The organism is Pseudoxanthomonas sp. 3HH-4, from assembly GCF_006716465.1.
Classification (GTDB): Bacteria; Pseudomonadota; Gammaproteobacteria; order Xanthomonadales; family Xanthomonadaceae; genus Pseudoxanthomonas_A.
Genome location: NZ_VFPB01000004.1, coordinates 108,664 through 134,522, shown reverse-complemented (window position 1 = coordinate 134,522; position 25,859 = coordinate 108,664). Strand labels below are relative to the sequence as shown.

The 25,859-nt window shown below is 67.7% G+C and carries 24 protein-coding genes and 1 tRNA gene; 14 read left to right on the top strand and 11 right to left on the bottom strand.

Annotated elements, in window-relative coordinates; genetic code table 11:
* The first annotated feature begins 74 nt into the window (after positions 1–74).
* Positions 75–2,150, top strand: a complete 2,076-nt coding sequence (locus tag FB548_RS12785) for an EAL domain-containing protein (protein ID WP_142125171.1) — start codon at positions 75–77, stop codon at positions 2,148–2,150.
* A 320-nt stretch (positions 2,151–2,470) separates the two neighbouring features.
* On the opposite strand, the gene htpX is transcribed toward FB548_RS12785, so the two are convergent.
* A complete protein-coding gene (gene htpX, locus FB548_RS12780) occupies positions 2,471–3,352 on the bottom strand; it encodes a protease HtpX (RefSeq protein WP_142125170.1) in 882 nt (293 codons plus the stop codon).
* Positions 3,353–3,471: 119 nt separating this feature from the next.
* Here htpX and gluQRS point away from each other — a divergent pair, with 119 nt between their 5' ends.
* The 6 genes from gluQRS (at position 3,472) to FB548_RS12755 (ending at position 7,182) form a co-directional block, all read left to right on the top strand.
* Positions 3,472–4,392, top strand: a complete 921-nt coding sequence (gene gluQRS, locus FB548_RS12775; RefSeq protein WP_142125169.1) for a tRNA glutamyl-Q(34) synthetase GluQRS — start codon at positions 3,472–3,474, stop codon at positions 4,390–4,392.
* Between the two features lie 45 nt (positions 4,393–4,437).
* A complete protein-coding gene (gene phbB, locus FB548_RS12770) occupies positions 4,438–5,178 on the top strand; it encodes an acetoacetyl-CoA reductase (protein WP_142125168.1) in 741 nt (246 codons plus the stop codon).
* A 186-nt stretch (positions 5,179–5,364) separates the two neighbouring features.
* On the top strand, positions 5,365–5,868 hold the full coding sequence (gene phaR, locus FB548_RS12765) for a polyhydroxyalkanoate synthesis repressor PhaR (RefSeq protein ID WP_142125167.1): 504 nt from the start codon (positions 5,365–5,367) through the stop codon (positions 5,866–5,868).
* A 75-nt stretch (positions 5,869–5,943) separates the two neighbouring features.
* Complete coding sequence (phbB, locus tag FB548_RS12760; RefSeq protein WP_142125166.1) at positions 5,944–6,684, top strand: acetoacetyl-CoA reductase; 741 nt, start codon at positions 5,944–5,946, stop codon at positions 6,682–6,684.
* A 68-nt stretch (positions 6,685–6,752) separates the two neighbouring features.
* Positions 6,753–6,923 carry a hypothetical protein gene (locus tag FB548_RS18805; protein ID WP_185742104.1) on the top strand — a complete coding sequence of 57 codons (171 nt, stop codon included), beginning with the start codon at positions 6,753–6,755 and terminating at the stop codon, positions 6,921–6,923.
* A gap of 43 nt (positions 6,924–6,966) precedes the next feature.
* On the top strand, positions 6,967–7,182 hold the full coding sequence (locus FB548_RS12755; RefSeq protein WP_142125165.1) for a hypothetical protein: 216 nt from the start codon (positions 6,967–6,969) through the stop codon (positions 7,180–7,182).
* 3 nt (positions 7,183–7,185) lie between these two features.
* Here the strand turns inward: FB548_RS12755 and FB548_RS12750 are convergent, their stop codons facing one another.
* The 6 genes from FB548_RS12750 to FB548_RS12725 all read right to left on the bottom strand — a co-directional run bounded on the left by FB548_RS12750 (position 7,186) and on the right by FB548_RS12725 (position 12,060).
* Entirely contained in the window at positions 7,186–7,629 is a 444-nt protein-coding gene (locus FB548_RS12750; RefSeq protein ID WP_185742103.1) for a phage tail protein, read from the bottom strand.
* A 474-nt stretch (positions 7,630–8,103) separates the two neighbouring features.
* Complete coding sequence (locus FB548_RS12745; protein WP_142125163.1) at positions 8,104–8,463, bottom strand: VOC family protein; 360 nt, start codon at positions 8,461–8,463, stop codon at positions 8,104–8,106.
* A 123-nt stretch (positions 8,464–8,586) separates the two neighbouring features.
* Positions 8,587–8,826 carry a hypothetical protein gene (locus FB548_RS12740; RefSeq protein ID WP_142125162.1) on the bottom strand — a complete coding sequence of 80 codons (240 nt, stop codon included), beginning with the start codon at positions 8,824–8,826 and terminating at the stop codon, positions 8,587–8,589.
* 35 nt (positions 8,827–8,861) lie between these two features.
* Entirely contained in the window at positions 8,862–9,404 is a 543-nt protein-coding gene (locus FB548_RS12735; RefSeq protein WP_255470544.1) for an SRPBCC domain-containing protein, read from the bottom strand.
* Positions 9,401–10,312, bottom strand: a complete 912-nt coding sequence (locus FB548_RS12730) for a M48 family metallopeptidase (RefSeq protein WP_142125160.1) — start codon at positions 10,310–10,312, stop codon at positions 9,401–9,403. Before FB548_RS12730 ends, FB548_RS12735 begins: the two co-directional genes overlap by 4 nt.
* Positions 10,313–10,329: 17 nt before the next feature.
* Complete coding sequence (locus tag FB548_RS12725; RefSeq protein WP_142125467.1) at positions 10,330–12,060, bottom strand: formylglycine-generating enzyme family protein; 1,731 nt, start codon at positions 12,058–12,060, stop codon at positions 10,330–10,332.
* A 243-nt stretch (positions 12,061–12,303) separates the two neighbouring features.
* Here FB548_RS12725 and rnd point away from each other — a divergent pair, with 243 nt between their 5' ends.
* The gene (rnd, locus tag FB548_RS12720) at positions 12,304–13,413 is read left to right on the top strand and encodes a ribonuclease D (protein ID WP_142125159.1); all 1,110 of its coding nucleotides are present in this window, start codon (positions 12,304–12,306) and stop codon (positions 13,411–13,413) included.
* Between the two features lie 17 nt (positions 13,414–13,430).
* Positions 13,431–13,506 (top strand) — tRNA-Ala (locus FB548_RS12715).
* 767 nt (positions 13,507–14,273) lie between these two features.
* On the opposite strand, the gene FB548_RS12710 is transcribed toward FB548_RS12715, so the two are convergent.
* From FB548_RS12710 to FB548_RS12695, 4 genes are read right to left on the bottom strand one after another with little or no spacing between them, the layout of a single operon-like run.
* Positions 14,274–16,973 carry a bpX6 domain-containing protein gene (locus FB548_RS12710; RefSeq protein WP_142125158.1) on the bottom strand — a complete coding sequence of 900 codons (2,700 nt, stop codon included), beginning with the start codon at positions 16,971–16,973 and terminating at the stop codon, positions 14,274–14,276.
* Positions 16,966–18,822 (bottom strand): hypothetical protein, encoded by a 1,857-nt coding sequence (locus FB548_RS12705; protein WP_142125157.1) that lies wholly within the window; start codon positions 18,820–18,822, stop codon positions 16,966–16,968. The genes FB548_RS12710 and FB548_RS12705 overlap by 8 nt, the downstream gene beginning before the upstream one ends.
* Positions 18,819–19,244, bottom strand: a complete 426-nt coding sequence (locus tag FB548_RS12700; RefSeq protein WP_142125156.1) for a hypothetical protein — start codon at positions 19,242–19,244, stop codon at positions 18,819–18,821. Before FB548_RS12700 ends, FB548_RS12705 begins: the two co-directional genes overlap by 4 nt.
* On the bottom strand, positions 19,241–20,362 hold the full coding sequence (locus FB548_RS12695; RefSeq protein ID WP_142125155.1) for an AAA family ATPase: 1,122 nt from the start codon (positions 20,360–20,362) through the stop codon (positions 19,241–19,243). Before FB548_RS12695 ends, FB548_RS12700 begins: the two co-directional genes overlap by 4 nt.
* Before the next feature lie 100 nt (positions 20,363–20,462).
* Here FB548_RS12695 and FB548_RS12690 point away from each other — a divergent pair, with 100 nt between their 5' ends.
* From FB548_RS12690 to FB548_RS12670, 5 genes are read left to right on the top strand one after another with little or no spacing between them, the layout of a single operon-like run.
* A complete protein-coding gene (locus FB548_RS12690) occupies positions 20,463–21,377 on the top strand; it encodes an STM4015 family protein (RefSeq protein ID WP_142125154.1) in 915 nt (304 codons plus the stop codon).
* Between the two features lie 20 nt (positions 21,378–21,397).
* On the top strand, positions 21,398–22,456 hold the full coding sequence (locus FB548_RS12685; protein ID WP_142125466.1) for an STM4014 family protein: 1,059 nt from the start codon (positions 21,398–21,400) through the stop codon (positions 22,454–22,456).
* Positions 22,449–23,264 (top strand): STM4013/SEN3800 family hydrolase, encoded by an 816-nt coding sequence (locus FB548_RS12680; protein WP_221625959.1) that lies wholly within the window; start codon positions 22,449–22,451, stop codon positions 23,262–23,264. The genes FB548_RS12685 and FB548_RS12680 overlap by 8 nt, the downstream gene beginning before the upstream one ends.
* Complete coding sequence (locus FB548_RS12675; protein ID WP_142125153.1) at positions 23,261–24,613, top strand: STM4012 family radical SAM protein; 1,353 nt, start codon at positions 23,261–23,263, stop codon at positions 24,611–24,613. Before FB548_RS12680 ends, FB548_RS12675 begins: the two co-directional genes overlap by 4 nt.
* Positions 24,610–25,473: an STM4011 family radical SAM protein gene (locus tag FB548_RS12670; protein WP_142125152.1), complete on the top strand. Its 864-nt coding sequence runs from the start codon at positions 24,610–24,612 to the stop codon at positions 25,471–25,473. Before FB548_RS12675 ends, FB548_RS12670 begins: the two co-directional genes overlap by 4 nt.
* The last annotated feature ends 386 nt before the right edge of the window (positions 25,474–25,859 follow it).

The window sequence follows — 25,859 nt, the reverse complement described above, 5'->3', positions numbered from 1 at the left end:
GCATCTGCGACGCCTGCATTGGACTCACCTGTCGTGTTCAGGTATTAAACGCGCACCCCTCGCGGACACGCTGCATGCAGATCGGCAAAGACACCACGCTACGACTGACCCTGGTGGACGACAGCGCGGAGGACGCGGAAGCCATCGTCTCCACGCTGCGCAACGGCGGCATCGCCGTGCGCCCCCTGCGACCGCTCGACGCAGCGGAACTGGGCCAGATGGTGACGGCACAACCCATGGACCTGCTGCTGGCCTCGCGCACGGCCAAGGGCATCCCGCTGGCCACCGTGCTGGGCCAGGTGGATGCCAGCGGCAAGGACATCCCGGTCATCGTGCTGGCCGATGCGATCAGCGAAGCCGAGTTGCTGGCCGACCAGGCCGCCGGCGCGCGCGCGATCGCGCTGCGCGGGCGCCCGGAACACGTGCTGACGGTGCTGCGCCGCGAATGGGCCGACCTGGACGCGCGCCGTTCGCAACGTCGGCTCGAAGGCCAGATGCGTGAGACCGAGCGTCGCTGCGACGCCTTGATCTCGTCCTCGCGCGACCCGATCGCCTACATCCACGAAGGGATGCACATCCGGGCCAACGACGCCTACCTGGAAATGTTCGGCTTCGAGTCCTTCGAGGATGTCGAAGGCCTGTCGCTGCTGGACCTGGTGGCCCCGCAGTACGTCAACGACTTCAAGGCCCTGCTGAAGAAACTCAGCAAGGGCGAGCCGCCGCCGGCCCGCTTCGAACTGGAGGCGCGCAGCATCGATGGCGACAGCTTCCCGGCCACGCTGGAGTTCGCCACCGCCACCTACGAGAGCGAACCCTGCGTGCAGGTGGTGTTCCGTCGTCGCGAAGAGTTCGACCCTGAACTCGCGCGCGAAGTCGAAGACCTGCGCCAGCGCGACATGGTCACCGGCCTGATGAACCGCCCCACCTTCCTGCGCGAGCTGGAGAATGCCGTGACCCAGGTGGCCCGCGGCGAGGACCAGTACGCACTGCTGCTGGTCGAACCCGACCACTACCAGCGCCTGCTGCAGGACATCGGCATCGACTCGGCCGACGACCTCGCAGCCGCGCTCGCTGCGCGCCTGGCGGAAAAACTCGACGACCAATGCACCGCCGCACGCTTCGGCGAGCGCACTTTCGCCGTGCTGCTGCGTGGCAACCACGCCCATTCCGCCGCGCTGGCCGACAAGCTGCGTGCTTCGTATGCCTCGCACGTGTTCAACGTGGGCGAGCGTTCGGCCTCGGTCACCGCCAGCATCGGCGGCGTGCAGATCGGCGAAAAGATCGCCAGCATCGGCCAGGTGCTCACGCGCGCCACCGACTGCCTGCAGACCGCCACCAACCTGGGCGGCAACCGCTTCGAGATCTTCGACCCCGGCGCCGTGGACCGTGCCGAGGAAGAGCGCGTGCAGAACTGGATCAAGCGCCTGCAGGAAGCCCTGCAGGACGGTAGCTTCCGCCTGCACTACCAGCCCGTGGTCAGCCTGCAGGGCGAGCCCGGCGAGGTCTACGAGGCCCTGCTGCGCCTGGAGTCCAATGGCGAAACCGTGCTCCCGCAGTCCTTCATCGGGATCGCCGAGGACAACGGCCTGCTCGATGCCATCGACCGCTGGGTGGTGAATCGTGCCATCGAGGTGCTGGCCGAACGCAAGCGTGCCGGCCACGACACCCGCCTGGTGGTTAAAGTCAGCCCGGCCTCCTTCGCCGACAACCGCCTGCTCGACCTCATCGCCAGGGAACTGGCCGCCCATGACGTGCCCGGCGACCGGCTGTGGCTGCAGACGCCCGAGGCCAAGGTCTTCACCCATCTGCGCCAGGCACAGGCATTCCAGTCGGCGGCGGCCAAGCTGGGCTGCCAGGTGGGCCTGGAACATTTCGGCGCAGGCCTGGATTCGTTCCAGTTGCTGTCGCACTTCCAGCCGACCTTCCTCAAGATCGACCGCGTCTTCAGCGAAGACCTGGGCAAAAACACCGAGCACCAGCAGAAGATCCGCGAGATCGCCGAGCGTGCACAGGCGCTGGGCATCCTGACGGTGGCGGAACACGTGCAGGACGCCGCCACCATGGCCTTCCTGTTCACCGCAAGCCTGGACTACGTGGAAGGCAACTTCCTCGCAGCACCCGGCCCCGCGATGAATTACGACTTCAACTGACATGGCGACTCCCTCTCCCCGCAAGCGGGGAGAGGGGGACTGCCTCGCCGTGCTTGTGCCTTAAAGAAAACGACGCGTTTGTATCCTTCTCCCCGCCTGCGGGGAGACGGTGCCCGAAGGGCGGATGAGGGGCGCTCTTGGCGCCGATCCTTCCGAAGCGCAGCGACCGCAGGTTGATCGAATACCGGATGTCCACGGAAAACTTTCTCCTCCTGCTGCGCCTGAATCAAGACAGTTGCTCTCCCTACCGTGCAGGAAGAAGCAAACAAAAAAACCCGCCAGAAGGCGGGTTTTTCGTTCAAGGTTCGCTGCCCGGTCGCTCAGGCCATCGTGCCCTGCTGCGCGCGCAGGGCGGCGATGCGCTGCTCCAGCGGCGGGTGGCTGAGGAACAGCTTCTTCATGCCCTGGCCGATGCCGCCGGCGATCCCGAAGGCCTCCACCTGCGCCGGCAGCGTGCTCGGAGTGTGCTGCCGGCCCAGGCGCTCCAGCGCGGCGATCATCTTCTGGCGGCCGGCCAGCGTGGCGCCACCATGGTCCGCACGGAATTCGCGGCGGCGCGAGAACCACATCGCGATCATCGTCGCGAACAGGCCGAACACCACTTCCAGCACCATCACGATGATGTAGTAGCCAAAGCCGCGTCCACCGCCCTCGCGGTTGCCCGACAGGAAGCCGTCGACGATGCCGCCCACCACGCGGGCCAGCACGATGACGAAGGTGTTCAACACGCCCTGCAGCAGCGCCATGGTCACCATGTCGCCGTTGGCGACGTGGGAGATCTCGTGGCCCAGCACCGCTTCGGCTTCGTCCTGGCTCATCGAACGCAGCAGGCCCGTGGACACCGCCACCAGCGCATTGTTGCGGTTGGCACCGGTGGCGAAGGCGTTGATTTCCGGTGCGTCATAGACCGCGACTTCCGGCATTCCGATACCGGCGGCCTGGGCCTGGCGCTTCACGGTAGCCACCAGCCAGCGCTCCAGGTCATTGCGCGGCTGTTCGATCACCTGCGCGCCGGTCGCGCGCTTGGCCATCCACTTCGAGGTGAGCAGCGAGATCAGCGAACCACCGAAACCGAAGATCGCGGCGAATACCAGCAGCCCCCCCATCTGACTGGAGTTGACGCCCAGGAGGGACATGACAACGCTGGCAAGCGCCAGCACGGCCAGGTTGGTGGCAAGGAACAATGCAACACGCGTAAACACGACGGACTCTCCGGTTGAACTGGCACGCTGGTGCCCGTGGACGCAGAATTGCGGTTGCGACTGGTTGAATTCAAGCAACTGGCTGACCACGCGGTTCAGCTTTCCCTCCTTTCCGACGAATGACAGCGAACGATCCCCCTCCTCACTACTGCGGCCGCTTCGCGCCCTCGCCCACCGGCCGCCTGCATTTCGGGTCGCTGGTCGCCGCGCTGGGCAGCTGGCTGCTGGCACGGCACCACGCGGGAACGTGGCTGGTGCGGGTGGAGGACCTCGATCCGCCGCGCGAAGTCCCGGGCGCTGCACAGCGGCAGCTCGACACGCTGGCGGCGTTCGGCCTGGTGCCGGATGCACCCGTCGTGTGGCAGAGCGCGCGCCAGGATCTTTACGCCAGCGCGCTGACACGATTGCTGGACGACGGCAGCGCGTTCGAATGCCGCTGTAGCCGCAGTGACCTGGCGGCGGCAGGCGGCATCCATCGCGCGTGCGTCGCCAGCGATCCCATGCGAGCGCCCGCCATCCGATTGCGCGTGCCCGACGGGACACGCGTGGCGTTCGAGGACGGCCTGCAGGGCGCGGTCGAACAACAGGTCGACCGTGAGGTGGGCGACGTCGTCCTGCGGCGCGCCGACGGTTTCTGGGCCTATCAGCTGGCGGTGGTCGTGGATGATGCCGACCAGGGCATCACGGACGTCGTGCGCGGCGCGGACCTGCTGGATTCCACGCCACGCCAGATCCTGCTGCAACGCGCACTGGGGCTGCCCACCCCGCGTTACCTGCACCTGCCGCTGATCGTCGATGCGCAGGGACAGAAACTGTCGAAGTCGATGGCCGCGTTGCCGATCGACGATGACGCCCCGATGCCCGCACTGCTGGCTGCCTGGCAGGCGCTGGGCCAGCCGGTGGAGAGGCTGGCTGGCATCGGCAGCGTCTCGGCGGCGGTGCAGGCCGCTGCCCGCGGATTCCGCCCGGATCGTCTGCCCAAAGTGACACGCATGACGTTCGCTGCATCGCACAACAAGCCTGTCGCAGGCGCTGTCTAGAATCGGACGGCCGTCGGCTTGCGGCGGTACAAGGAGATTCCCCACATGACATCGCGCGTCGTCCTGGTCACCGGCGGCACCGGAGGTATCGGTACCGCCATCTGCAAGAAGCTGGCCGACATGGGCCACAAGGTCGCCACCAATTACCGCAACGAAGAAAAAGCCCTCGCCTGGCAGGCGCAGATGAAGGCCGACGGCTACGAGATGACGCTGGTGAAGGGTGACGTGACTTCGCCCGACGAAGCGCAGGCGATGGTGAAGGAAGTCGAACAGAAGCTCGGCCCGGTCGAAGTGCTGATCAACAACGCCGGCATCACCCGCGACGGCACCTTCCACAAGATGTCCTCGTCGCAGTGGGGCGACGTCATCAACACCAACCTCAATTCGGTGTTCAACGTCACCCGCCCGGTGATCGAAGGCATGCGCGACCGCAAGTGGGGACGCATCATCCAGATCAGTTCGATCAACGGCCTCAAGGGCCAGTATGGCCAGGCCAACTACGCCGCCGCGAAGGCCGGCATGCACGGCTTCACGATCTCGCTGGCACGCGAAAACGCCAAGCTCGGCATCACCGTCAACACGGTGTCGCCCGGCTACGTGGCCACCGACATGGTGATGGCGGTGCCGGAGGAAGTCCGCGCCAAGATCGCCGCCGACATTCCGACCGGCCGTCTCGGCAAACCCGAGGAAATCGCCTACGCCGTTGCGTTCCTGGTCGACGAGCAGGCCAGCTGGATCACCGGCTCCAACCTGGACATCAACGGCGGCCACCACATGGGCTGGTGATGCCTGCCAGCGTCATTCGCGACACTTCCTGCCCCTGATGGCGACGCCCCCGCTAGGGGGCGTCGCCCGTTCCGATGTTGCGCAGCAACTTCCTTGGCTGAACAGGGCTTCCCTGCCTTGTGGCCTGTTGCAAGGGCTGTTGCGCTGCGTCATGCTGCCGCAATACGCGTTTAGAGCGAAGACTCAATGGCTGCGATCCGCATCATCAAGAAGTACCCCAACCGTCGCCTGTACGACACGGAGATCTCCAGCTACATCACCATCGAGGACGTGCGCCAGCTGATCGTCGATGGCGAGGACTTCGAGGTCCGCGACGCCAAGAGCGGCGACGACCTGACCCGCACCGTGCTGCTGCAGATCATCAGCGAGCAGGAACAGGACGGCGAGCCGGTACTGTCCACCCAGCTGCTCAGCCAGATCATCCGGTTCTACGGCGATTCGCTGCAGGGCTTCATGGGCAACTACCTGGAGCGCAGCATGCAGTTGTTCATGGAGCAGCAGCAGCAGTTCCGCAGCCAGATGGGCAGCATGCTGGGCCAGACGCCGTGGACCATGATGAACCAGCTGACTGAGCGCAACATGGAGTTGTGGCAGGAGTTCCAGCGCAACCTCAGCGGCGGCATGGGTCGCCCGACGACGGTCAAGCCGAAGGATCCGCCGCGCGAAACGCCGAAGACGCGCGCGCGCTGAACCACTCCGTAGTGAAACCCGGCCCGCGCCCCGTTGCGCGGGCCTTTTTTTGACCTCGCGACACAGGGATTCCGCATGACGCAACGCATCGCCGTGGTAACCGGCGGTCTGGGGGGACTGGGGCTGGCGATCTGCCGGGCACTGGCGCGCACCGGCCGCAGAGTGGTCGCCGCCGACCTGCCCGCCTCCGCCGGACAGCTCGACCGTTTCCACGCGCAGACCGCCGGGCTGGATGTCGAAACCGCTACCGTCGACGTGGCCGACTTCGATGCCTGCGCCGCGTTCGTGCGCGATGTCGAAGCCCGCCACGGCGCGCTCGACATCCTGGTCAACAATGCCGGCATCACCCGTGACGCCACCTTGCGCAAGATGGACAAGGCGCAATGGGATGCCGTGATCGGCGTGAACCTGGACAGCGTGTTCAACCTCTGCCGCCATGCCGTGGACGGCATGCAGGCGCGCGGATTCGGACGCATCGTCAACATCAGTTCGGTAAGCGGCCAGACCGGCAACTTCGGCCAGGTGAACTACGCGGCGGCGAAGGCCGGCCTGCACGGCTTCTCGATGTCGCTGGCGCGCGAAGTGGCGCGCAAGGGCGTCACCGTCAACAGCGTCTCGCCCGGGTACGTGGAAACGCCGATGACGAAGGCGATGCCCGATGACGTCCGCGACCGCACCGTCGCTGCGGTGCCGGTGGGCCGCATCGGCCAGCCGGACGACATCGCGCGCGCGGTCGCCTTCCTCACCGCCGACGATGCCGGCTACATCACCGGCGCCAACCTGCCCGTCAACGGCGGCCTGTTCATGAGCTTCTGAACAGGAAGCCGCGTCCCCATCTTCCCGCTCCCTGCGAATCAACACGCACCTTCGACAAGGAATCCCGCATGAAACTGACCCCTCCCACCTTCGGCGTCTGGCTGATCGCCCTGCTGCTGGGCACCGGCGGCATTGCCGCGAAGTTCGGCTACGTGCCGGTGCTGGCTCCGCATGCGTTCTGGCTGGTGGTGGCCGGGTTCGTGCTGCTGGTGCTCTCCACCTTGTTTGCCAAGCTCTGAGCAGCCGGGCCATGCTCCCGGCGTGGTTCGTCGGGAGCCGTTAGTGAAACTGATCGCGGGGTTGCTGGGTGAGGCGTGGGCAAAGCCCCGCCTGCTGGCTCCCCTCGTGCTCGGCATCGGCGCCGGCGCTGGCCTGTACCATCTGACCGGCAAGCAGCCTTCGTCCGCCGCGATGGCCGCGGGCTGTGCGCTGCTGGGCCTGCTCATCGGCTTCGTGCTGGAGTACCTGCGCGAGCCCCCACGCACTACGACAGGCTGACTGCTACTCCATTTCGAAGCGGTCGAACGCGATTTCCAGCGTTTCGAACAACGTATCCGCCACGGTCGCATCCATCGGCGAGGGGCGATAGGCCGCCGGCCGCGCACGCAGGAAGCGCCAGCGCAGCACGGCGCTTCCCTGCTCGTCCAGCAGGGTCACGCTGATATCGCGCCGCGCGTCGCCGCCGTTGCGCGCTTCGTTCCACCACTGGTACCACGACAGCGAACCGGTCACGCCACGACGCAGCACGAGATCGTCGTAGTGCGTCAGCGTGGACAGCTTCATCGATTCGCCGGTCTTGTCGTTCCCGCTGCGGTATTCGTTGAGCTGCAGCCGCGCATCGGGGAACACCACTTCGGCCACGCCACTGCCGGGACCGTCGTCACCGGTGCCGAGGTCGACGAGGAAGTTCATTCCGGGATAGGGGCGATCACGTACGTTGGGCATGGCAGGAGCTCGCAGGGTGAGAGGAATGCCGGCCACCGGACAGGAACCGGCGCCGCTCCCCTTGGGCAACGCGTGGAGGTGCCGCCAGCGGTCAGTGGCAGGCCGTCGGAGACCGCATGCGATGCCGGTATGCGAACGTTCACCGCTCGAAGCCCCCCGGACCATTCCCCTGCGCACACAAGCATCCCCTGCGCCAAATCAAGGCGCGGAGGCCGTGGGCAAGGCCGAATATCAGCGAGGCGAACGACCCGGCGCGCGACCCAGCCTGTCTTGTGCGCGCGCCTCGACGCCTTGTCCCGGCGATCGGAAATGCGCTTTCGCAAGGCATCGAGACCTGCACGCGAGGTACCGGTGGCGTGCGTATGAACGTGGCGCGTTCATGCGCGGCTTCTGGAGGCCTGCGCGCAAGCCTTCGGAGGTCACGCGCAGATTCCGGAGCCTCGCGTGTCACCTCCGCGCACTCGCGCTCCGGGCTCAGGTGCCTTCGGCCCCGCCCACCTGCCCGATCCACAGCCGGTTGCCGTCCGGATCGTCGATGCGGAACTCGCGCATGCCGTAGAACGTGGTGTCCAGGTCGGGGACGTCCAAGCCGTTCGCACGCGCCTGCACATGGAAGGCGTCGATGTCGCCGGGGTAGAGGTAGAGCACTGCGTTGCGCGGCGTATCCGGGTTCACGTTGATCGACTGGTCCAGCATCACCCGGCAGTCGCCCCAGCGCAGCTTCGCCCAGCCCCAGTCGTCGCGACGGTCTTCGACGGTGAAACCGAGCTGTTCGTAGAACGCGATCGCCCGTGGCAGATGGCGGACGGGTTGCATGGGGATGATGTGGGGCATGGAGGCCTGCTCTGATTAGGATGGGTTGAGCCGAAGGCGATACCCATCATGGTGAACCATAATTCCGCAAGCGATGGGTATCGCCTTCGGCTCAACCCATCCTACGGAAATGCATTGCTCGCCTTACTCCGCTGCCCACACCACATCGATGCCGTCCGACTCGCCGACCGCCGCGCGCAATAGCGCAATGAAACCCGCGCTGGCGCCCAGGCTTTCCAGCGCATCGATGGCGGTGTGCTCCACGTAATAGTCCTGGTCCTTGGACGATTCCTCTTCCATGTGGTCGACCAGCAGTTGGAAGTCTTCCTGCGAGATGCTGCCCAGCGTGCGGCCACTGTCCTTTTCCGACAAACGAATGCTCATGCGGTCTTCCTTTCCTCGAAACGTTGGCGTGAATGTCAGCGCGGAGCGCCGTCGGCGCCCTTGCGCAGGAAGGTGGCCAGGCCGCCCAGTTGCAGGCCCTGCACCTTGTCCACGACGGGTGCGAACTTGCTCATGTCATCCGGCGTGTAGCCGCCGACGCGATACCACAGGGTGATGCGGGTGCCGCCGTTTTCTTCGGTGAAGCGCCACTCCAGTGCACCGTCCTGGCCCATGCCCTGCAACGGACCGAGGCCGCCGGTCATGCGCATCAGCTTGCCGGGATCGGTGAAGGTCACCGTCATGTGCCACGCCTGCTGCGCGCCGTTGATCTCGCAGAAGCAGCCGCCGGCCTTGTCGCTGATGGCGAGCTTCGACGCATCGCCCCACCAGGTGTGGTCGGCCGGCCACCAGCGGCCGACGTCGTTGACCAATGCCGCGTACGCCACCTGCGGCGCGACCGGCACCCATTCGGAATTCTCGATGGTGAAGCCGTTGGGCTGCGCGTCCTTGATCACCGCGTGCGCGGGGGTGGCGACAGCCGCGACGGCGAGCAGGACCACGCCGGCCAGCGTCTTCACTGCGCCGCTCCCTGCGGGCAGAACTTCTGGCGGTATTCCATCGCCCTGGGCATCAGCGCGGTGAGATTCTGGATGCGCGTGCCGGGATTGGGATGGGTGGAGGAAAACTCCGGCGGTGCCTGTCCGCCGCTAGCCTCGCTCATGCGCTGCCACAGCGGCACGGCTTCCTGCGGATTGAAGCAGGCGGCGGCCGCCAGCATCAGGCCCACTTCGTCGGCCTGTGTCTCGTGCTCGCGTGCGTACGGCAGCAGGTAGCCGTAACCCATCGCCGCCATCACCATCTGCTGCTGCTGCGGATCCATGCCGCTCATCGCACCGGCCATCTGGCCGATCTGGGTGAGCTTCTGCTGCGACATGCGCTGGGCGCCGTGGCGCAGCAGCGCGTGGGCGATCTCGTGGCCCATCACGACCGCTACCGCGTCGGCGTTCTTCGCCACCGGGATCAGCCCGGTATAGACCGCCATCTTGCCGCCCGGCAGGCAGAAGGCGTTGGCCTGGTCGGACTGGATGACGTTGACATCCCATTCGAAGGTCTTCCAGTTGCCGCTGGGCTGGGTGCCCTTCTCCGCCGCGATGGCGGCTTCGACTTCGGGGATCTTCGCGATCAAGCGTTGCGCGATGGTGCGCACCTCCTGCGCGATCTGCGAATTCGGATCGACCGGCTGCTCCTGCGAAAGGATCTCCTGGTAAGCCTGCAGGCCGAGCGCCTTCTCTTCCTCCACGCCGATGGAACCGTCGATCAGCACTTTCTCGCCGGTGTACGGATCGACCACGCGATTGTTGAGGTAATAGCAGCCGCCATACACCAGGAAACCCAGCAGGATCAGCCAGCGCAGGTTGCCCAGTCCGCCGCCACGCCGCCCGCCGCCCTGCCCGTAGTGCGAGCGCCCGTTTGGATCTTGCCTCATCACCCTCTCCCTGGCGGCTAGATGCCGCGAACGACGCGGAAGCCCACCCGCGCATTAGTCATATCCGAATCCGACGACGAGCGCCACGCGGCACGTGCCTGCGCCGGCGAACTGGCCCAGGACCCGCCGCGCACCACCCGTGACCGGCAGCCGGGATTGAACCACGCCGCCCCGTCCGCGGGGGCGCGCCGGTAGCTGGCGTGCCAGCAGTCGCCGACCCATTCGCTGATGTTGCCGTCCAGGTCCTTCAGGCCGAAGGCATTGGCGCGGAAGCGGCCCACCGGCGCCGGCCCCCAGTAGCCGTCGCCATAGCCGATGAAGGCGTTGTTCCAGGTGCGCCCGCTGGGCGAACGGTCGTTGCCCCCGGTCAGGTTGGCCACCCCTCGGGGGGGCTGGCCGTTGCCCCAGGGATAGCGGCCCTGCTGGCCGGCGCGCAGGGCGTATTCGTATTCGGCCTCACTGGGCAGGCGGTAGCCATGACCGGTCTGGCCGGCCAGCCATTCGGCATAGGCCTCGGCGTCGTACACGCTGACGTGCAGCACCGGCATGTCGTCGCTGGCAGGCTGGCCGTTGTAGTCCGAGCGCCAGTCCACGCCGCTGCGGCGCACGAAATTGCCGCTGCGCTCGTCGTAGACGATGGAGTGCCCACGGCGCGTGGCACGTGGACGGTACTGGGTGGCTTCCACGAAGCGGCGGAATTCGCCCACCGTCACCGGGTGCAGGGCCATCGCGAATCCGCGATCGAAACGCACGTAATGGGCAGGCTTCTCGGCATCGGCGGCATCCTTTTCTTCCTCGCCCGCGCCCATGCTGAAGCCACCGTGCTGCACCACCACCATCGCCGGCCCGCGGCCACCATGGTGCAGCGCATCGGTGAAGGCCTGGCCCGGACGGTACAGGCCGTAGTGCGTGGCCAGGTCGATGCGCTGGCGGAAATCGGCCGCCACGCGATTGCCGGGCTCGGCGATGCGCAACACCTCGGCCAGCTTCACGCGTGCGTCCTTCAGTCCGAGCGGCGTGGCCATGTCGCGTACGCCGGCATCGCGCAGTTCGGCGATGCGCGCCATACGGATGGCCTCCACGCGCACGCGCGCATCGGCCACGGTCTGCGCGTCCTCGCGGACCTTGGCGGCATGGTCCAGCCAGAGGCGCGTGGTGGCGAAGTCGCTGGCCAGCGCCGCCTCTTCCGCACGGCGGATCATGGCGCTCTCCACCGCCGCGACGCCCTGCAGGGCGCGCGGCTGGCCTGGCTTCCACTTCAGCACTTCGCGGAAACCCGCCAATGCGCCGCCGCCGTTCTCGCCCAGCGTGCCTTCGCGCAGGGCGCGTTCGCTGGCCACGTTCAGCCGGGTGAGCTGATCGGCCTCGTCCACCCGCGCGAGATAGGCGACGACCGCCGGATCGGCCGGAGCCACGGTACGCGCCACGGCGGCGATCTGCCGTGCGCGGCGGAGGGCCTCGGTGCGGTCCTCGGCATGGCGCATCACCTGCGCGCCCTGGTCCAGAAGGCGATCCAGACTGCGGCCTAGGCCGGTCTTCGCGCGCGCATCGCCGGCATCGAGCCGTTGCAGCGCGAGGTAAAGCGGGATCGCGTCGTCCGGGCCATCGAACAGGCGTCCTTCGGACAACGCACGCGCCGCACGCCGGTGTGCGTCGGCCGCATCGCCGGGCACCAGGGCCACGGCGGGCGGGCGCCAGTTCAGTTCGTCCACGCCGCTGTCATCGCCCGTCACCGTCACGCTGGGCATGCGTACGGCATCGGCGGCGGCACCCGCTTCGTCCGGCGTCGCCGCATCGCGCGAACACGCGGCGAGCCACGGCAGCGAGATCAACAAGGCGGCAAGAATCGCGCGCAAACACCCTCCGTGATGGGAGCCACCGGCCCCCGTGAGAGAATGCCGGCAGACACTACCGGCATACGATACGGGCTGAGCCCGGACCTTAGGTTATTGTCCCCTGACTGAGCAAACCACGCATCACGCGGAGATTTCGTGCCCCACTGGATCGACACCCCCACCGCGCTGGACGCGCAGCTGCAACGCCGGCCCACGCGGATCGGCCTGGATACCGAGTTCGTGCGCGAACGCACCTATTGGCCGCAGCTGGCGCTGGTGCAGATCGCCATCGACGACGACGTGCTGCTCGTCGACCCCCTGGTGCCGGGCATGACCGATGCGCTGAGGCCGTGGTTGCTGGACACCACGATCACCAAGGTCATGCACAGCGCCAGTGAAGACCTGGTCGCGTTCAAGTTCGCCTGCAATGCGCTGCCCACGCCGTTGTTCGATACGCAGATCGCCGCCGCCATTGGTGGGGTGGCCGCCGGCCTGGGCTACCAGAAGCTGGTGGAACGCATCACCGGCGTCGTGCTGCCCAAGGGCGAGACCCGCTCGGACTGGTTGCGCCGCCCGTTGAGCGAGTCGCAGCTGCACTATGCCGCCGACGATGTGCGCTATCTGTTCGCCGTGCACGATGCGCTGCGGACCGGACTGGCATCCAGTGGCCGCCTTGCGTGGCTGGAAGAAGACTGTGCCCGCTTCGTGGAGAACGCGGCGCAGGACGAAGGCGAACGCTGGCCGCACCTGTCCATGCGCAGCGCGCAGTTCCTCGACGCCGACGCGCAGCAGCGGCTGGTGCGCCTGCTGCGCTGGCGCGAAACGCAGGCCCGCGCCAGCGACAAGCCGCGCAGTTGGATCCTCGACAACGAGCTGGCGGTAAGCCTTGCCCGCACGCCGCCGATGGACAAGGGCGCACTGCTGCGCCTGTTCGACACCCAGCCCAAGGCGCCCCGCAAACTGGCCGACGCCATCTGGCAGACGCTGTCCACGCCGCTGGACGACGAAGCCGGCATGCCGCTGGCGCGCAACGCCACCGATGGCGACAAGGCGCAGGTCAAGCGCCTGCAGGATGCGGTGTCCGCCCGCAGCGCCGAACTCGGCCTGCCGGACGGCGTGCTGGCCTCGCGCCGGTATCTGGAGGCGCTGCAGGAATCGGGCCAGTGGCCCGCTGCCCTGTCGGGTTGGCGGCGCGGCGAACTGGAGCCCACGCTGGCGCCCATCCTGGCCCGCGCGGGCTTGGCACAGGAAGCGGCCGCGAGCTAGAATGACCCCGCTCTTGTGGGGCCATAGCTCAGCTGGGAGAGCGCGTCGTTCGCAATGACGAGGTCGGGAGTTCGATCCTCCCTGGCTCCACCAACATTCAAAGCCCCGCTTCGGCGGGGCTTTCTGTTTCAAGGACTTTTCCGATCTCGCACTCTGATGCGGATGGTTCTGGCCCTGACATTGATGCGCGGCCTCTCCGCCTTTCCGACTTTCACGGAACTTACGGAATCGGAAGAAGGCGCGCGTCCAACTGACCACGAAGATCGTCGGCTACCGCCCTGCTCATGGAGCACCCCGATGATGTCAGGAACGCGCTGGTGAGCGGTCTTCTGCTCCGGGTGCAGCCTCCGGGGCATAGGGCTTGGATCATCACTTGGACATACGGGAAGCGTCACGCTGGGGCTCGTCGAACACCTGTCACTCGTCACGCCAGGGATGTCGCCATGAATCACTCCGGGCTTCGTAGCGGGATGCATCAATCGACCCTCGCATCCGTAGCGACAGGGTCAGAAGTTGATGCCCGATGACGATGCTCCTCACTGTCGCGCTGGAAGTCCTGGAATCGGTGTGTAAACGCGCGGCCGACTGGTCCGACGTGGGCGACAGTCGGAACCAACTCGTCATACAACCTGACCCACGGATGACGCTGGCGATGTTGAGCGGCACCCCACAGGAGGGACTTCATAGTCGGCAGGCACCGACCTCGCCAGCCATCGGAGCGAGCAGATGGGTCGTCTTGCAAGCCTGATGGGCCTGACCTGTCATTCACTACGGGCACTTGTCCGCTTCGGGTCGGAAGCGGACGATCTAGCCCGGATGGCAGCTATCGGCCAGAAGCGGACACTTACGCAGTGCCTGACCTAGCGGACGGATAAGTGTCGCCGCGCGGAGGTCGCGAGATCTAGGTGCAGCAGGCGACCCTCGCCGTCGAACATGAGGATCTGGCCGTCTTGTTCGCGCACGCTGGGCGGGGATTCCGCGGGCCAGGACACGCGTGCGACGACGCGCGTGCCGTCGAGTCCGCAGAAGAAGAACTCGATGCGCGTGGCGAATGTCAGGCCCACCACCAGCCCGGCCTCGAGTACCTGGATGGAGGAGTTCAGGCACTCCTGCCCCTCGTCCATTGGGCACAGTGCCGCGCGGATCATGCCCCCGCCAAGGCGGTACTCCAGCGTGACGTCCTCCGCGCCCAGCACCACGCTCGGCTGGAACATCCCGCGCGAGGGATGGATGTACACGGGCGCCTCCGGATCGAGCGGCGCATCGCCGCAAGACAGCCGCCGTCGCGACGGCAACCCGTAGCTCCAGTCGCGCAGCTGCGCATCGCTTCCACGCACGAGGAAGGTCTCGCGACTGGCGAAGTGGCCCGCCGCCACGATCGGGCCGCCGAGGTCGCCGATGTGCCACAGGACTTCGCGAGCGGCCGAGTGGGTGTCGATGACCAGGACGCGCTGGTCGCAGATCACACTCCAGCCGATGCCATCGAAGCGCGGCGACGGGAAACGCAGCGCGAGCGCGCCCAAGTCGGTGATCGCGTGGCCCACCAGGTCCAGGCGGGCGATGCTCGACACGCGCTCGCGCGGCGCGACGGCGAGCGCGACGCGGCCAAGCGGACTGGCGACGAGGAAGTAGGCCGGCGTGGCATAGCGCTGGCGGACCTTGCCGGCCGCATCGATGACGACGGCGCCCGCTTCGCCCAACGCCACCAGCGTCTGCCGGCCCGGCAGGGGAATCGCATCGTGGATCGCCTGCAGACCGGGGGCCGGCGCCTCCAGCAGCAGTGCGCGCGCCTGCGACCAGAACGGCGTCGACTCGCGCGGCCCCAACGCCCAGCCGGGCGCATCGGCCTTCAGGCAACCATCGCCGGAGAGCGCCAGCAGGTTCTCGAGGTCCTTCGTACCGAAGCCATTGCGGGAGGCGGCGCAGTCCGCGGCGACCGCGGGCAACAGCCGCGCAGCCATCATGCGCAGCGCCTCGCTCTTGCCGGCGACGCTGAGCATCGCCTGCGCCATGGCCGTGCGTGCATCCGCCCCCGTCCACGGGTCGGCCAGCAATTCGATCAGCCCGGCGTACTGTTCGAGCGTATCGGGCAGCAGGACCGCGCGTTGCACCAGGGCGCGTGCGCCCAGTTCGCCACCGGCGCGCTCGGCCGCGAGCAGCCACTCGGTGGCCTGCGCGCGCATCGCGGGCAGCGTCCACACCGCTTCCACCGCGCCCAGCCAGTCGCCCTGCGCAACCAGTGCATGGCCCCACTCGCTGCGCAGGCGGTCGGCGAGCTCAGCGTGCGTACCCTGCAGCATCTGGATCGCCGCGGCGAACGCACCATCGCGGCGGGCCACCAGCACGGCACGCTGCACGTCGCCGGCTAGCATGAGCAGGCGGATGATCGCCGCCGCCGGCATTTCCCAGCCCAGTGCCAGCTCTGCGGCTTGCGCGTGGCGCTCGTGGCGCACGAGGTAGTCGAGCGCTTCCTGACGTGCGTTGAGCAGTTCGGCGAGCACGAACACCGCCTCGTCGATGCGGCCTTGGCGATCGAAGGACTCGAAGGCCCGGCGATACAACCCGCGCAGGTGGTCCTGCAGGTCCGGGCCGAGTCCGATAGAAAGCCCGCCGCCGGCACCGCCCGACAACCGGAGGTCGTTGCGACGGCCCGGCTGGGAGAAAGACTGGCCCAGGGATTGCGCCAGACTGTCGATCGGGAGCGCGTTGCGCAGCGCCTCTTCGAGGTCGCCGCGATCAAACATGGACATCAGGCGCTTGAGATAGGCGCCTTGCTGGTAGCCGACCAGCGCCGACAGCCGCGTCGCCAACGCGATGCGCGCGATGGCGGCGCGCAAGCGGCCGGGCTGCGCCGGCTTGCCGCGCGGCTGCACCAGGCCGTCGCCCGCACCATCGGAGCGGCTGATCGTCGCGAGGCCCGCGCCGATGAAGGGCACCACTTTCAGCATCGTACCCAGCACCGTGCCCACGGCGCGGCCGAAGCGTTGCTTCGCGGCGCCGGGGCCATTGCCTTCGCCCTCCATCCGGCCGGCGAGGAAGGCTTCGCCTTCCTTGCTCAGCGGCGGGATGCGATGGCCGACCAGCTTGCGTACCGAGGCGCCATCGAGCTTCGAGGCGCCCGCGGATGCCGCCGGTGGCATGCGGCAATCGTAGGTGTCGTGCAGTGCGTAGTCACCGACATCAAGATGCCGCGACAGGTCGATGGCGCGCGCCTGCGACAGGTGCAGCGCCACCGGCTGCGCGCCGCGCACGAGCACCAGGTCGTGCGCCGGCAATCCCTCCGTTTCGCGCGCGAGCAGCGGCGCGGACAGCAGGACGCCGCCGATACGGCGCAGCGGCAGGCCAGGCAGGCCTTCGCAGGCACCGGTGATCGCGCGCGGCAACACCAGCACGTCGCCCAGCTCGAAACGCCAGGCACGGCTGCCCGCTTGCCAGGCGTCGATCATGCGCAGTTCCCGCTCGGTTTCGCCGAGCCATTCGGCAGGGAACCACAGCGCAGCGATCTCCTGCACGCCCTGCCAGACCGGATGGCGGATGTTGCTCGCGAGCGGATCAGCCATGCGCGGCGACCTCGGGCGCGGGCTGCACCGCCGCGTGCTCGCCGCGCAGGCACATGCTCAGGCGGCGCCCACCACCGGCGAACACGAGCAACTGCCCATCCAGGTCCACGAGCGCGACGCTTTCGCCATCGCCGGACACGGACCCGCCGGAGATGTCGGCCGGCGACTCGTACAGCGCTTCGGTGCCGTTGGCGCCCGCTGCCATCAGGCGGCGCCTGCGTGCGTCCAGGTAGAGCACGTGGTACTTGTCGGGGTCGTCGCCGTCCCGGCCGACGCCGATGATCCTGGCTTCCGGCAACAGTACGAAACCGGTCTCGCGGAAACCCTGGCTCGGTTCGCCGCGGAACAGCGAGACCTTCGTGGAACGGTCGCCGCCGCGCTGCGTCGACCTGCTTTCCACGCAGACCGCCCCGCTCCAATGGCGATGACCGCCCACCTCGCCTGCGAAATGCACCGACGTGGGCGTGTCGACGATCGGCAGCGCCGTGACGAACCAGGAGGTGCCCTTCGCCTGCAGCATCTTCATCACCAGCTTGCCGTCGCCTTCCACCCGCGCGTACGCGAGGTGGTTCGCATCCACGCGGCATATTCCCAGCACGTGGTCGTCGAGCCGCTTGCAGTCCTCACGCGGGCCCCGCACCAACGGTCGCATCGCAACGGCCCAACTGATCAGGTTGCGTGCACTGTCGAGCACGACCAGCCGATGCTCGTCGCTACCGTTGTTGAACCAGGCGGCGGGCAGCCAGCGCGAGCGCCCCGGCGTGACCTTGAACTCCGCGGGGCGTTCGATGAGGCCATTGAAGCCGGGCAGGTTCCAGAACTGCAGCCGGTCGCCGTAGGCGATCACCGCACCGAAGCTCTTTCCCGCCATCACCGCGAACACCACCTCGCCGCCCATGGCCCATTGCGCGAATCGCGGCTTGGCCAGTTTGTTCTCGGTCTTGTCCTGGATCTTGAAGATCACCGCGCGGCTTTCGCCCTGCATCGGCAGCGCGATGCGGGCACCGACGTCGTTGAACAACGGCGCCTGCTGCAGGCCGAAGCGTCCGTTGAAGCGGCGGTGCGCGGTGGACGGCGCCTCGCGCAGGAAGTCGCCGTTGAGGATGGCGATCGCCGCGCGCGTCGCGGGCAGCGGCAGCTTCGCCTCTCGCCGCGACTGGCGCGTGCCCAGGCGCGCGCGCAGCTGGTCGCCGAATCCGCGATGGAAATCCGCGAAATGGCTGAACACGGGAGGCGACGCGCGGCCGGAGGACACCAGCCAGCGTTCCGAACCCGCCGCCGCCCCGTCGTCGAGCTGCGTCTCCCAGGCCTGCCAGTCCGCGTCCGTGGGCAATGCGTGCGTGCGCGCCTGCAGCAGCTTGCGCAGGGCGTCCGGCGAGTCGGCTTCGTGCAGCGTACCGGGCTGCTGTGCCAGGCCCCATAGCAGGCGTGCCCCGAGGCTGCTCGCGCGCCGCGCGAGCAGTATCCACAGCGCGACGTGCGCCAGCCTCGTCGCGCCCCATTGCGCAGGGCCGGCGTCGAACACCGCGACCAGCACGCGCTCGGCTTCGCGATGCACCAGCTTCGGCGCGAGGAATAGATGCTCGTTGTGCGCCGCGCGACGCACGAACTCGTCCGGCAGCGCGTCCGCGAGCATCCACTCGCTGAGCACCAGGCGCTCGTAGGGGCCGCGCTGGCGCAGGTCGTCGATGCCATCCGGTTCCAGCTCACCGCCCTGCGAGCGCGCGCCGATGCGCCCGAGCAACGGGTTGAGGCGCAGCATCACGTCGCCCAGCGCGAGCGCGCGGTCGACCTCGAACCAGTCGAGCCAGGTGCGCCAGGGGCGCAAGGCGGTGGGCAGCGCGTTCATGCCGCGGCAGCCTCCCAACGCTCGCGGATCTGCACGATCAGGACGTCATCGGCGGGCAACAAGCGCGCCAGCGACACCAGTTGCGGAGGGGCGGGCAGCATCAGCAGGGGCGAAGCGCGATGGTGGCGCGCGATCGCCTGCGCCAGCAGGTCGAGCGGCACGGTGGGGCGGCGCGTCGTCGGCAGCCACAACGCGGCCGCCTCGGCGCGCGGCGCCACGAACTGCACACCGTCCACCCAGGGCAGTTGTTCGGCGGGACCTACGAGCACGAGCATGCGGTCGTGCGCCGCGGCAGACAGTCGTGCGCGCGCGGCGGGCGGGCGGGCGGCCAGCGTTTCGAGCAGCGCCCTCGCGACTGCGCCGACGCCCACGACGCCTTGCGGCGACGGTGGCTCGGCTTCGTCCTGCCACCCCCAGTTCATGCGGACGCGCCGATCCTCTCAACCAGGCGGGCACGCTCGCCCGCCAGATCCTCCGGCATCGAACCGGCGCTGAAGTTGGCGTCGATCTCGCGCAGCAGCGCCTCGGCAATGGTGCGGATGCCCGGGCCGTCCTCGGCCTGCAGGCAACTGCGCGCCGCCTCGAGCAGGCGCGCGGCGCGCGAGACCGGTTGCAACACCACATGCTCGACCGCCGCACGCAGCGTCGGGTTCGCTGCCGCCGCCATCGAGTCGCGCAGCACTTCCTGCGCGCTCACCTGCGCTTCGCGCGTGGGCAGCACGTAGAACAAGGGCCACAGGTCCGCATCGCTCGCCGTGCTGCGGCCCGCGAGCACGGCCGCGGCCGCAACCAGGCGCTGCGTCTTCACGATGCGGCGGTCGGACAGCGACAAGCCCGCTGCGCGCAGCTTGCGGATGGCGTTGGCGAGTACGCCGCGCGCACTGTCGAGCTGCACGCGCGGCACTTCCGCACTGAGCAGGTCGAGGTCGGAAAGGTCCGCAAAATGCGCCGGCGTGGCGCTCTCGGCCTGCCAGCCGCCGGCCAGCAACGCCTCGAGCTGGTGGTCGGGCACCGAGTCGACGAACAGGTGCAGCAGGAAGCGGTCGGCGAAGGCCGCCAGCGATTCGTCCTCGGGCAGCGCGTTGGCCGCGCCGACGCATACGCGCAGCGGGCAGGCGATGTCGGTACGGCCGCGGCGGAAACGGCGCTCGTTGAGCACGCCCAGCAGCGTGTTGAGGATCGCGGTAGAGCCGAGGAAGACTTCATCGAGGAAGGCGACGTCGGCTTCCGGCAGCATGCCACTCACATCGGCCTCGACGACGCCTTCGCGCAGCTTGCGCAGGTCCACGGGTCCGAACAGCTCTGCCGGCTCGGTGAAACGGCCCAGCAGATACTCGAAATAGCGCCCGCCCAGCGTGCTGGCCACGCGACGCACCACCGCGCTCTTGGCCGTACCGGGTGGACCGATGATCAGCAGATGCTCCCGCGCGACGGCAGCGAGCACCATCAACTCGGCGAGCTGCTCGCGCTGGACCAGGCCGGTGGTCGCGGAGTGGACGGCTTCGCGCACGCGCGCAGCAGCGGATTCGAGGGTGGTCATCGGGTGCATTGGCCTGCGGAATTTTCATCATTATCAGCCATTTCCCCGACCCCGGACGCTCGGATATGCTCTGGCCGACACAAACAGGCAGGGGGCCGGCGTGACGATCAGTGACCTGACGGAGTTCTATCGCGGCAAGCGCGTCGTGGAGTTCAAGATGGGCGGCGAGCCGGCAGGCATCGACGCCGTGTACCGCCTGACGCAGGACTACGACAGCGAGGAGTCGCAGGAAGACCTGCTCGCCGACTTCTTCTCGAAGGTCGCACCCGAATCGATCGAGGCGCTGGTGATCGGCGCATGGTCGGAAGCGGCCGAGAACGGACCCAGCGGCTACCTGGAGGGCTTGATCGCGAACAAGGATCGCCTGGGCAAGCTGCGCGCGCTTTTCGTGGGCGACATGACCTTCGAAGAATGCGAAATCTCCTGGATCATCCAGTCCGACTACAAGCCGCTCCTCGACGCCTTCCCGCAACTCGAATCGCTGCGCGTGCGCGGCAGCACCTCGCTCACGTTCACGCCTTTCGAGCATCCGAACCTGCAGGAGCTGGCGATCGAGTGCGGAGGCCTACCCTCTGCGGTGGCGAACGACGTGGCCGATTCGGTCATGCCGGCGCTGCGGAGCCTCGAACTGTGGCTGGGCGACGACGCCTATGGCTTCGACGGCGACGTGGATACCTGGCGGGCCCTGATCGCGAAGATCGGTCCGCAGCGCCTGCGCTACCTGGGACTGCGCGATTCGATCATCAGCGACCAGCTCGCCCGATGGCTCGCCGGCGAAGCCTGGCTCGGCTCGCTGCACACGCTCGACCTGTCGCTCGGCACCATCGGCGACGTCGGCGCGCAGGCGCTGTTCGAGAGCCCCCACCTCGGCAACCTCGAGCGCCTCGATCTCAGTCATCACTACATCTCCGAGGCCTGGCAGCAGAAGCTGCGCACGCTGCCGTGCACGGTCGTGCTCGACGACCCGGAGAAGGACAACGGCGAGGACGAGCGCTACGTGGCGGTCGCCGAATAACCTCGATGGAGCGCTGGCTGCTGATCGGCCCACGGGGCAGCCGTCGCGTCGCCGCACTGCGGGACGCCCTGCAGGCGCAGGGCGCCGCCGAGGCGCGGCTGCTGGCCTACGAAACGCTGCTCGCGGAGCCTTCCATGCTGGAGACCGCCGCCGAAGGTTGCACGCAGGTGAAGCTCGAGTCGCCGGGCGAAGCGCCGGCCCTGCATGCAGCTCTGGTGCGATCCGGTTGGGAAAGCGAGGGAGCCGCGGGGCCTCCGCCTGGCGTGGTCGTCCACGGCGAGCTGGCCTGGCAACACTACTGGTTCGCGGGTTTCGCGCGGCTGCTCGAAGCGGTGCCGTCGCGCCTGCCCTACCTCAATGCACCGCGGGATCTACTGGCGATGTCCGACAAGTTCGATTGCCAGCAGCGGCTCCTACGCGCCGGCGCGAACATTCCCGCCTTGTTCGGTACGGTGGAGAGCTACGACGCATTGCGCGGGCGCATACGCGAGTCCGGTTGCGAGCGCGTGTTCCTGAAATCGCGCTACGGCTCCTGCGGGGCCGGCGTACTCGCCTACGCTCGCCATGCGGACGGCCGGGAGGTCGCCTACGGCTCCGCGCAGCTCGAAGGTGGACGGGTGTTCAATTCACTGCGGCAGCGCCGGTATTCGCGCAACGACGAGATCGCCCGGCTGGTGGATGCGCTTGCCGCCCAAGGCGCCTACGCTGAACAATGGATCCCGAAACCGCGCACGCCGGGCTTGTCCGGAGAACGCTTCGATGCGCGCATCGTCGCGTTCGACGGGCGTGCGCGGCAACGCGTGGCGCGCTCGAGCGCCGGCGCTCTCAGCAACCTGCACCTCGGCAATCGCCGGGGCCCGCTGCACGACTGGCTTGGCGACGCCAGCATGGCCGCCGCAACGGACATCGTCGAGCGCGCGGCGCGCGCCTTCACGCGCAGCCGGATGATCGGCTTCGACCTAATCGTGCGCGGCACGCGTTGCTGGTTGCTGGAAGCGAACGGCTTCGGCGACCTGCTGCCCGGCCTGCTCCACGAGGGCCGCACCACCTACGAAGACCAGGCCGCCTCGCATGCCTGAGTCCCACCTGCCCGACATGCACGCGATGGTCGGCAGCCACGACGTCGTGCTGCTCAGCTTCGATACGCTGCGCTACGACGCCGCGCAGCGCTGCTTCGAGCGCGGCGAGCTGCCCAATCTCGCACCGCTGCTGCCGGCCACCGGCTGGGAGCGCCGGCACGCGCCAGGCACCTTTACCTTCGCCTCGCACGCAGCCTTCTTCGCCGGCTTCCTGCCCACGCCAGCCTCGCCGGGCCCGCATCCGCGCCTGTTCGCGCTCGAGTTCGAGGGCAGCGAGACGATCGCTCCGCAGACCTTCGTGTTCAGCGGCCGGTCCGACATCGTCGGCGGCTTCCGCGACCAGGGTTATCGCAGTATCTGTATCGGCGGCGTCGGCTTCTTCAACCTGCGCAACGCCCTCGGCTCGCAGTTGCCCTCGCTGTTCGAGGAGCGCTACTGGGATGCGGCTTACGGCGTCACGGCGCCGGACTCGACCGAGCGCCAATTCGCGCTCGCGGCCGAACGCCTTGGCGTCGCGGGCGATCGGCGCTGCTTCCTGTTCGTGAACCTGTCCGCGATCCACCAGCCCAACCGCCACTACCTGCCTGGCTGCGATCGCGACTCGCTCGACAGCCACTGCGCCGCGCTGCGCTACGTGGATTCGCAGCTGCCAACGCTCTTCGCGGCGCTGCGCGCGCGGGGTCCCGCCTTCGTCATCGCCTGTTCCGACCACGGCACCGCTTACGGCGAGGATGGCTTCCATGGCCATCGCATCGCGCACCCGACGGTCACGGACGTTCCCTACGCCCACTTCTTCCTGAAGCCATGAGTATCCCGCTGTCCGACCTGCTTCGCGTCGCGCCCTATCAGGCCTACTCGTACTCCTACCCGCACAAGAGCGCCTACCGGCCGCTGTCGCCGCCGCGCTCGCTTGCGGAGGCCTGGGCCGGCGAACGTCGCGATGCGTTGTTCTTGTACCTGCACGTGCCTTTCTGCAGCTATCGCTGCGGCTTCTGCAACCTGTTCGCGATGGCTCGGCCGGCGCCGCAACTGGTCGAGGACTATCTCGCGCAGATGGAGCGACAGCTGCGCGTCACCACGGATTCGCTGGGCGCGCATCGCTTCGTGCGCTTCGCCGTCGGCGGCGGCACGCCCAGCTACCTGGACGCCACGCAGCTCGAGCGCCTGTTCGGTTTCGTCCGCCGGAACGCGAACATCGACCTGCACGCCATTCCCGCCGGCATCGAGGTATCGCCGGAAACCGTGGACGCGGCCAAGATGCACGTGTGCCGCGAAGCGGGCATCGACCGGGTGAGCATGGGCATCCAGAGCTTCAGCGCGGCGGAAGTGCGCACGCTGGTGCGGCCGCAGCAGAGCGACGTCGTGGAAAACGCCATCGCGACGATCCGCGCGGCGGGTTTCCCCACCTTGAACCTGGACCTGATCTACGGCATCGCGGGCCAGACCGTTTCCAGCTTCCTCGCTTCGATCGATTGCGCGCTCGCCTTCCGTCCGGAGGAGCTGTACCTGTATCCGCTCTACGTGCGCGAGCACACAGGCCTGGGTCGCATCGAGGAAAAGGGACGGCGCAGGTTCGTGCTGCAACCCGAACCGGTGGACGAACGCCTGGACATGTACGAAGCCGGGCGCGCGCACCTGCTCGCCGCCGGCTACGAGCAGGTGTCCATGCGGATGTTCCGCGCACCGCACGCAACCGACGGCGGCGGCCCCCTGTACTGCTGCCAGACCGACGGCATGGTCGGCATCGGCTGCGGTGCGCGGTCGTACACGGCGGGCCTGCACTACTCCAGCGAGTTCGGAGTCAGCCGCCGTTCGGTGGTGGAGATCCTGGAGCACTACATGCAGCTCGACGAGGCCTCCTTCGCCAGCGCCGACTACGGCGTGCTGCTCGACGAGAGTGAGCGGCGCCGGCGCCACGTGATCCAGTCGTTGCTGCAACGTGAAGGCCTGGACCTGGCGCAGTACCGTGAACGGTTCGGTTCCGATTGCCTGGACGACCTGCCGCAGCTGGGCGAGTTACTGCTGCATGCGCTGGCCGAGCGCAACGGCCCGGCGCTGACGCTGACCCAGGCCGGCATGGCGCGCGCCGACACGATCGGACCGTGGCTGGTATCCGACGGTGTCGCCGAGCGCATGCGGGAATTCCACTGCGCATGACCGCCGCGCACCTGTCGCTGCTCTACCGTGGCCAGCTGAGCAGCTGCAATTACGACTGCCCGTATTGCCCCTTCGCCAAGACCTACGACAGCCGCGCCGCACTGCGCCGCGACGCGCAGGACCTGCAGCGTTTCGTCGACTGGGTGTCGGCGCAGTCGCGGCCGATCTCCATCCTGTTCACGCCCTGGGGAGAGGGCCTGGTACGCAGGCACTACCGCGAAGCGATGATCGCGCTGAGCAACATGCCGCAGATCCGCCGCGTGGCGATCCAGACCAACCTTTGCGTGGGCACGCGCTGGCTGGACGAAGCGAACCTGCAGTCGCTCGCGCTGTGGTGCACCTACCATCCAGGCCAGGTGAAGCGCGCCGCTTTCCTCGCACGCTGCCACGAACTGGCACGCCGCGGCGTGCGCTTCAGCGTGGGCATGGTGGCGATGCTCGAGCATGTGGACGAGATCGAGGCGATGCGCTCCGAGCTTCCTGAGGGCGTGCCGCTGTGGCTCAATGCCTACGATGAGCGGCCGGCGGACTACTACACGCCCGAGCAGGTTCGCAGCCTCGAGGACGTCGATCCGCACTTCGGGTTCAACCTTGATCCGCGACCCAGCCTCGGCGCGCCTTGCTTGACGGGCGAAAGTGTCCTGTCGGTGGATGGCAGTGGCCATGTCAGGCGCTGCCACTTCGTCGCCACCCCGCTGGGCAATCTCTACGACGGCAGCTTCGAGGCACAGCTTCGTCCGCGCACCTGCCCCAACACGCGCTGCGACTGCTACATCGGTTACAGCCACCGCCCGGATTTGCCCTTCCAACGCGACTACGCCGACGGCGTCCTGGAACGGATCCCACGGAAAGTAGGTTGATGTCCGCTTAGGGTCGGAAGCTGACGTCCATGGTCCAACTTTGCGTAGCGCCAACCTTCGTCCTCGACTGAGGACCGTCACGTGGTCGGAAAGTTTGAAAAAAGTCGACATCACGTTATCAAAACTGACCGCGAGCAAGGGCGTTCTCTTTTGCCAGGACTTCGTCAGTATCTCTATGGCGGATCACTTCCTTCTCGGGACGACTAGATGTTCCGCACGGCGGCGCCATTAGAGGGGTTGTGGACTTGATCGAGAGACCATCATGAAGCGTAGCTGCGATGGCTGCAGCGCTGGACCCGATGTTGGTCAGCGAGCGTGCTGTCGTCTGGTTGCAGGGAATTTCGCAAATTGACCTTGCCATCCATTCGCCAACCCTGACCTCCAGC

Excerpts from the sequence above, each read along its gene's own strand:
- FB548_RS12785 (WP_142125171.1), top strand. The coding sequence starts at position 75 with ATGCAGATCGGCAAAGACACCACGCTACGACTGACCCTGGTGGACGAC.
- gluQRS (WP_142125169.1), top strand. The coding sequence starts at position 3,472 with ATGACAGCGAACGATCCCCCTCCTCACTACTGCGGCCGCTTCGCGCCC.
- phbB (WP_142125168.1), top strand. The coding sequence starts at position 4,438 with ATGACATCGCGCGTCGTCCTGGTCACCGGCGGCACCGGAGGTATCGGT.
- phaR (WP_142125167.1), top strand. The coding sequence starts at position 5,365 with ATGGCTGCGATCCGCATCATCAAGAAGTACCCCAACCGTCGCCTGTAC.
- phbB (WP_142125166.1), top strand. The coding sequence starts at position 5,944 with ATGACGCAACGCATCGCCGTGGTAACCGGCGGTCTGGGGGGACTGGGG.
- FB548_RS18805 (WP_185742104.1), top strand. The coding sequence starts at position 6,753 with ATGAAACTGACCCCTCCCACCTTCGGCGTCTGGCTGATCGCCCTGCTG.
- FB548_RS12750 (WP_185742103.1), bottom strand. The coding sequence starts at position 7,629 with ATGCCCAACGTACGTGATCGCCCCTATCCCGGAATGAACTTCCTCGTC.
- FB548_RS12745 (WP_142125163.1), bottom strand. The coding sequence starts at position 8,463 with ATGCCCCACATCATCCCCATGCAACCCGTCCGCCATCTGCCACGGGCG.
- FB548_RS12740 (WP_142125162.1), bottom strand. The coding sequence starts at position 8,826 with ATGAGCATTCGTTTGTCGGAAAAGGACAGTGGCCGCACGCTGGGCAGC.
- FB548_RS12730 (WP_142125160.1), bottom strand. The coding sequence starts at position 10,312 with ATGAGGCAAGATCCAAACGGGCGCTCGCACTACGGGCAGGGCGGCGGG.
- FB548_RS12725 (WP_142125467.1), bottom strand. The coding sequence starts at position 12,060 with ATGCCCAGCGTGACGGTGACGGGCGATGACAGCGGCGTGGACGAACTG.
- FB548_RS12710 (WP_142125158.1), bottom strand. The coding sequence starts at position 16,973 with ATGGCTGATCCGCTCGCGAGCAACATCCGCCATCCGGTCTGGCAGGGC.
- FB548_RS12705 (WP_142125157.1), bottom strand. The coding sequence starts at position 18,822 with ATGAACGCGCTGCCCACCGCCTTGCGCCCCTGGCGCACCTGGCTCGAC.
- FB548_RS12700 (WP_142125156.1), bottom strand. The coding sequence starts at position 19,244 with ATGAACTGGGGGTGGCAGGACGAAGCCGAGCCACCGTCGCCGCAAGGC.
- FB548_RS12695 (WP_142125155.1), bottom strand. The coding sequence starts at position 20,362 with ATGACCACCCTCGAATCCGCTGCTGCGCGCGTGCGCGAAGCCGTCCAC.
- FB548_RS12680 (WP_221625959.1), top strand. The coding sequence starts at position 22,449 with ATGCCTGAGTCCCACCTGCCCGACATGCACGCGATGGTCGGCAGCCAC.
- FB548_RS12675 (WP_142125153.1), top strand. The coding sequence starts at position 23,261 with ATGAGTATCCCGCTGTCCGACCTGCTTCGCGTCGCGCCCTATCAGGCC.
- FB548_RS12670 (WP_142125152.1), top strand. The coding sequence starts at position 24,610 with ATGACCGCCGCGCACCTGTCGCTGCTCTACCGTGGCCAGCTGAGCAGC.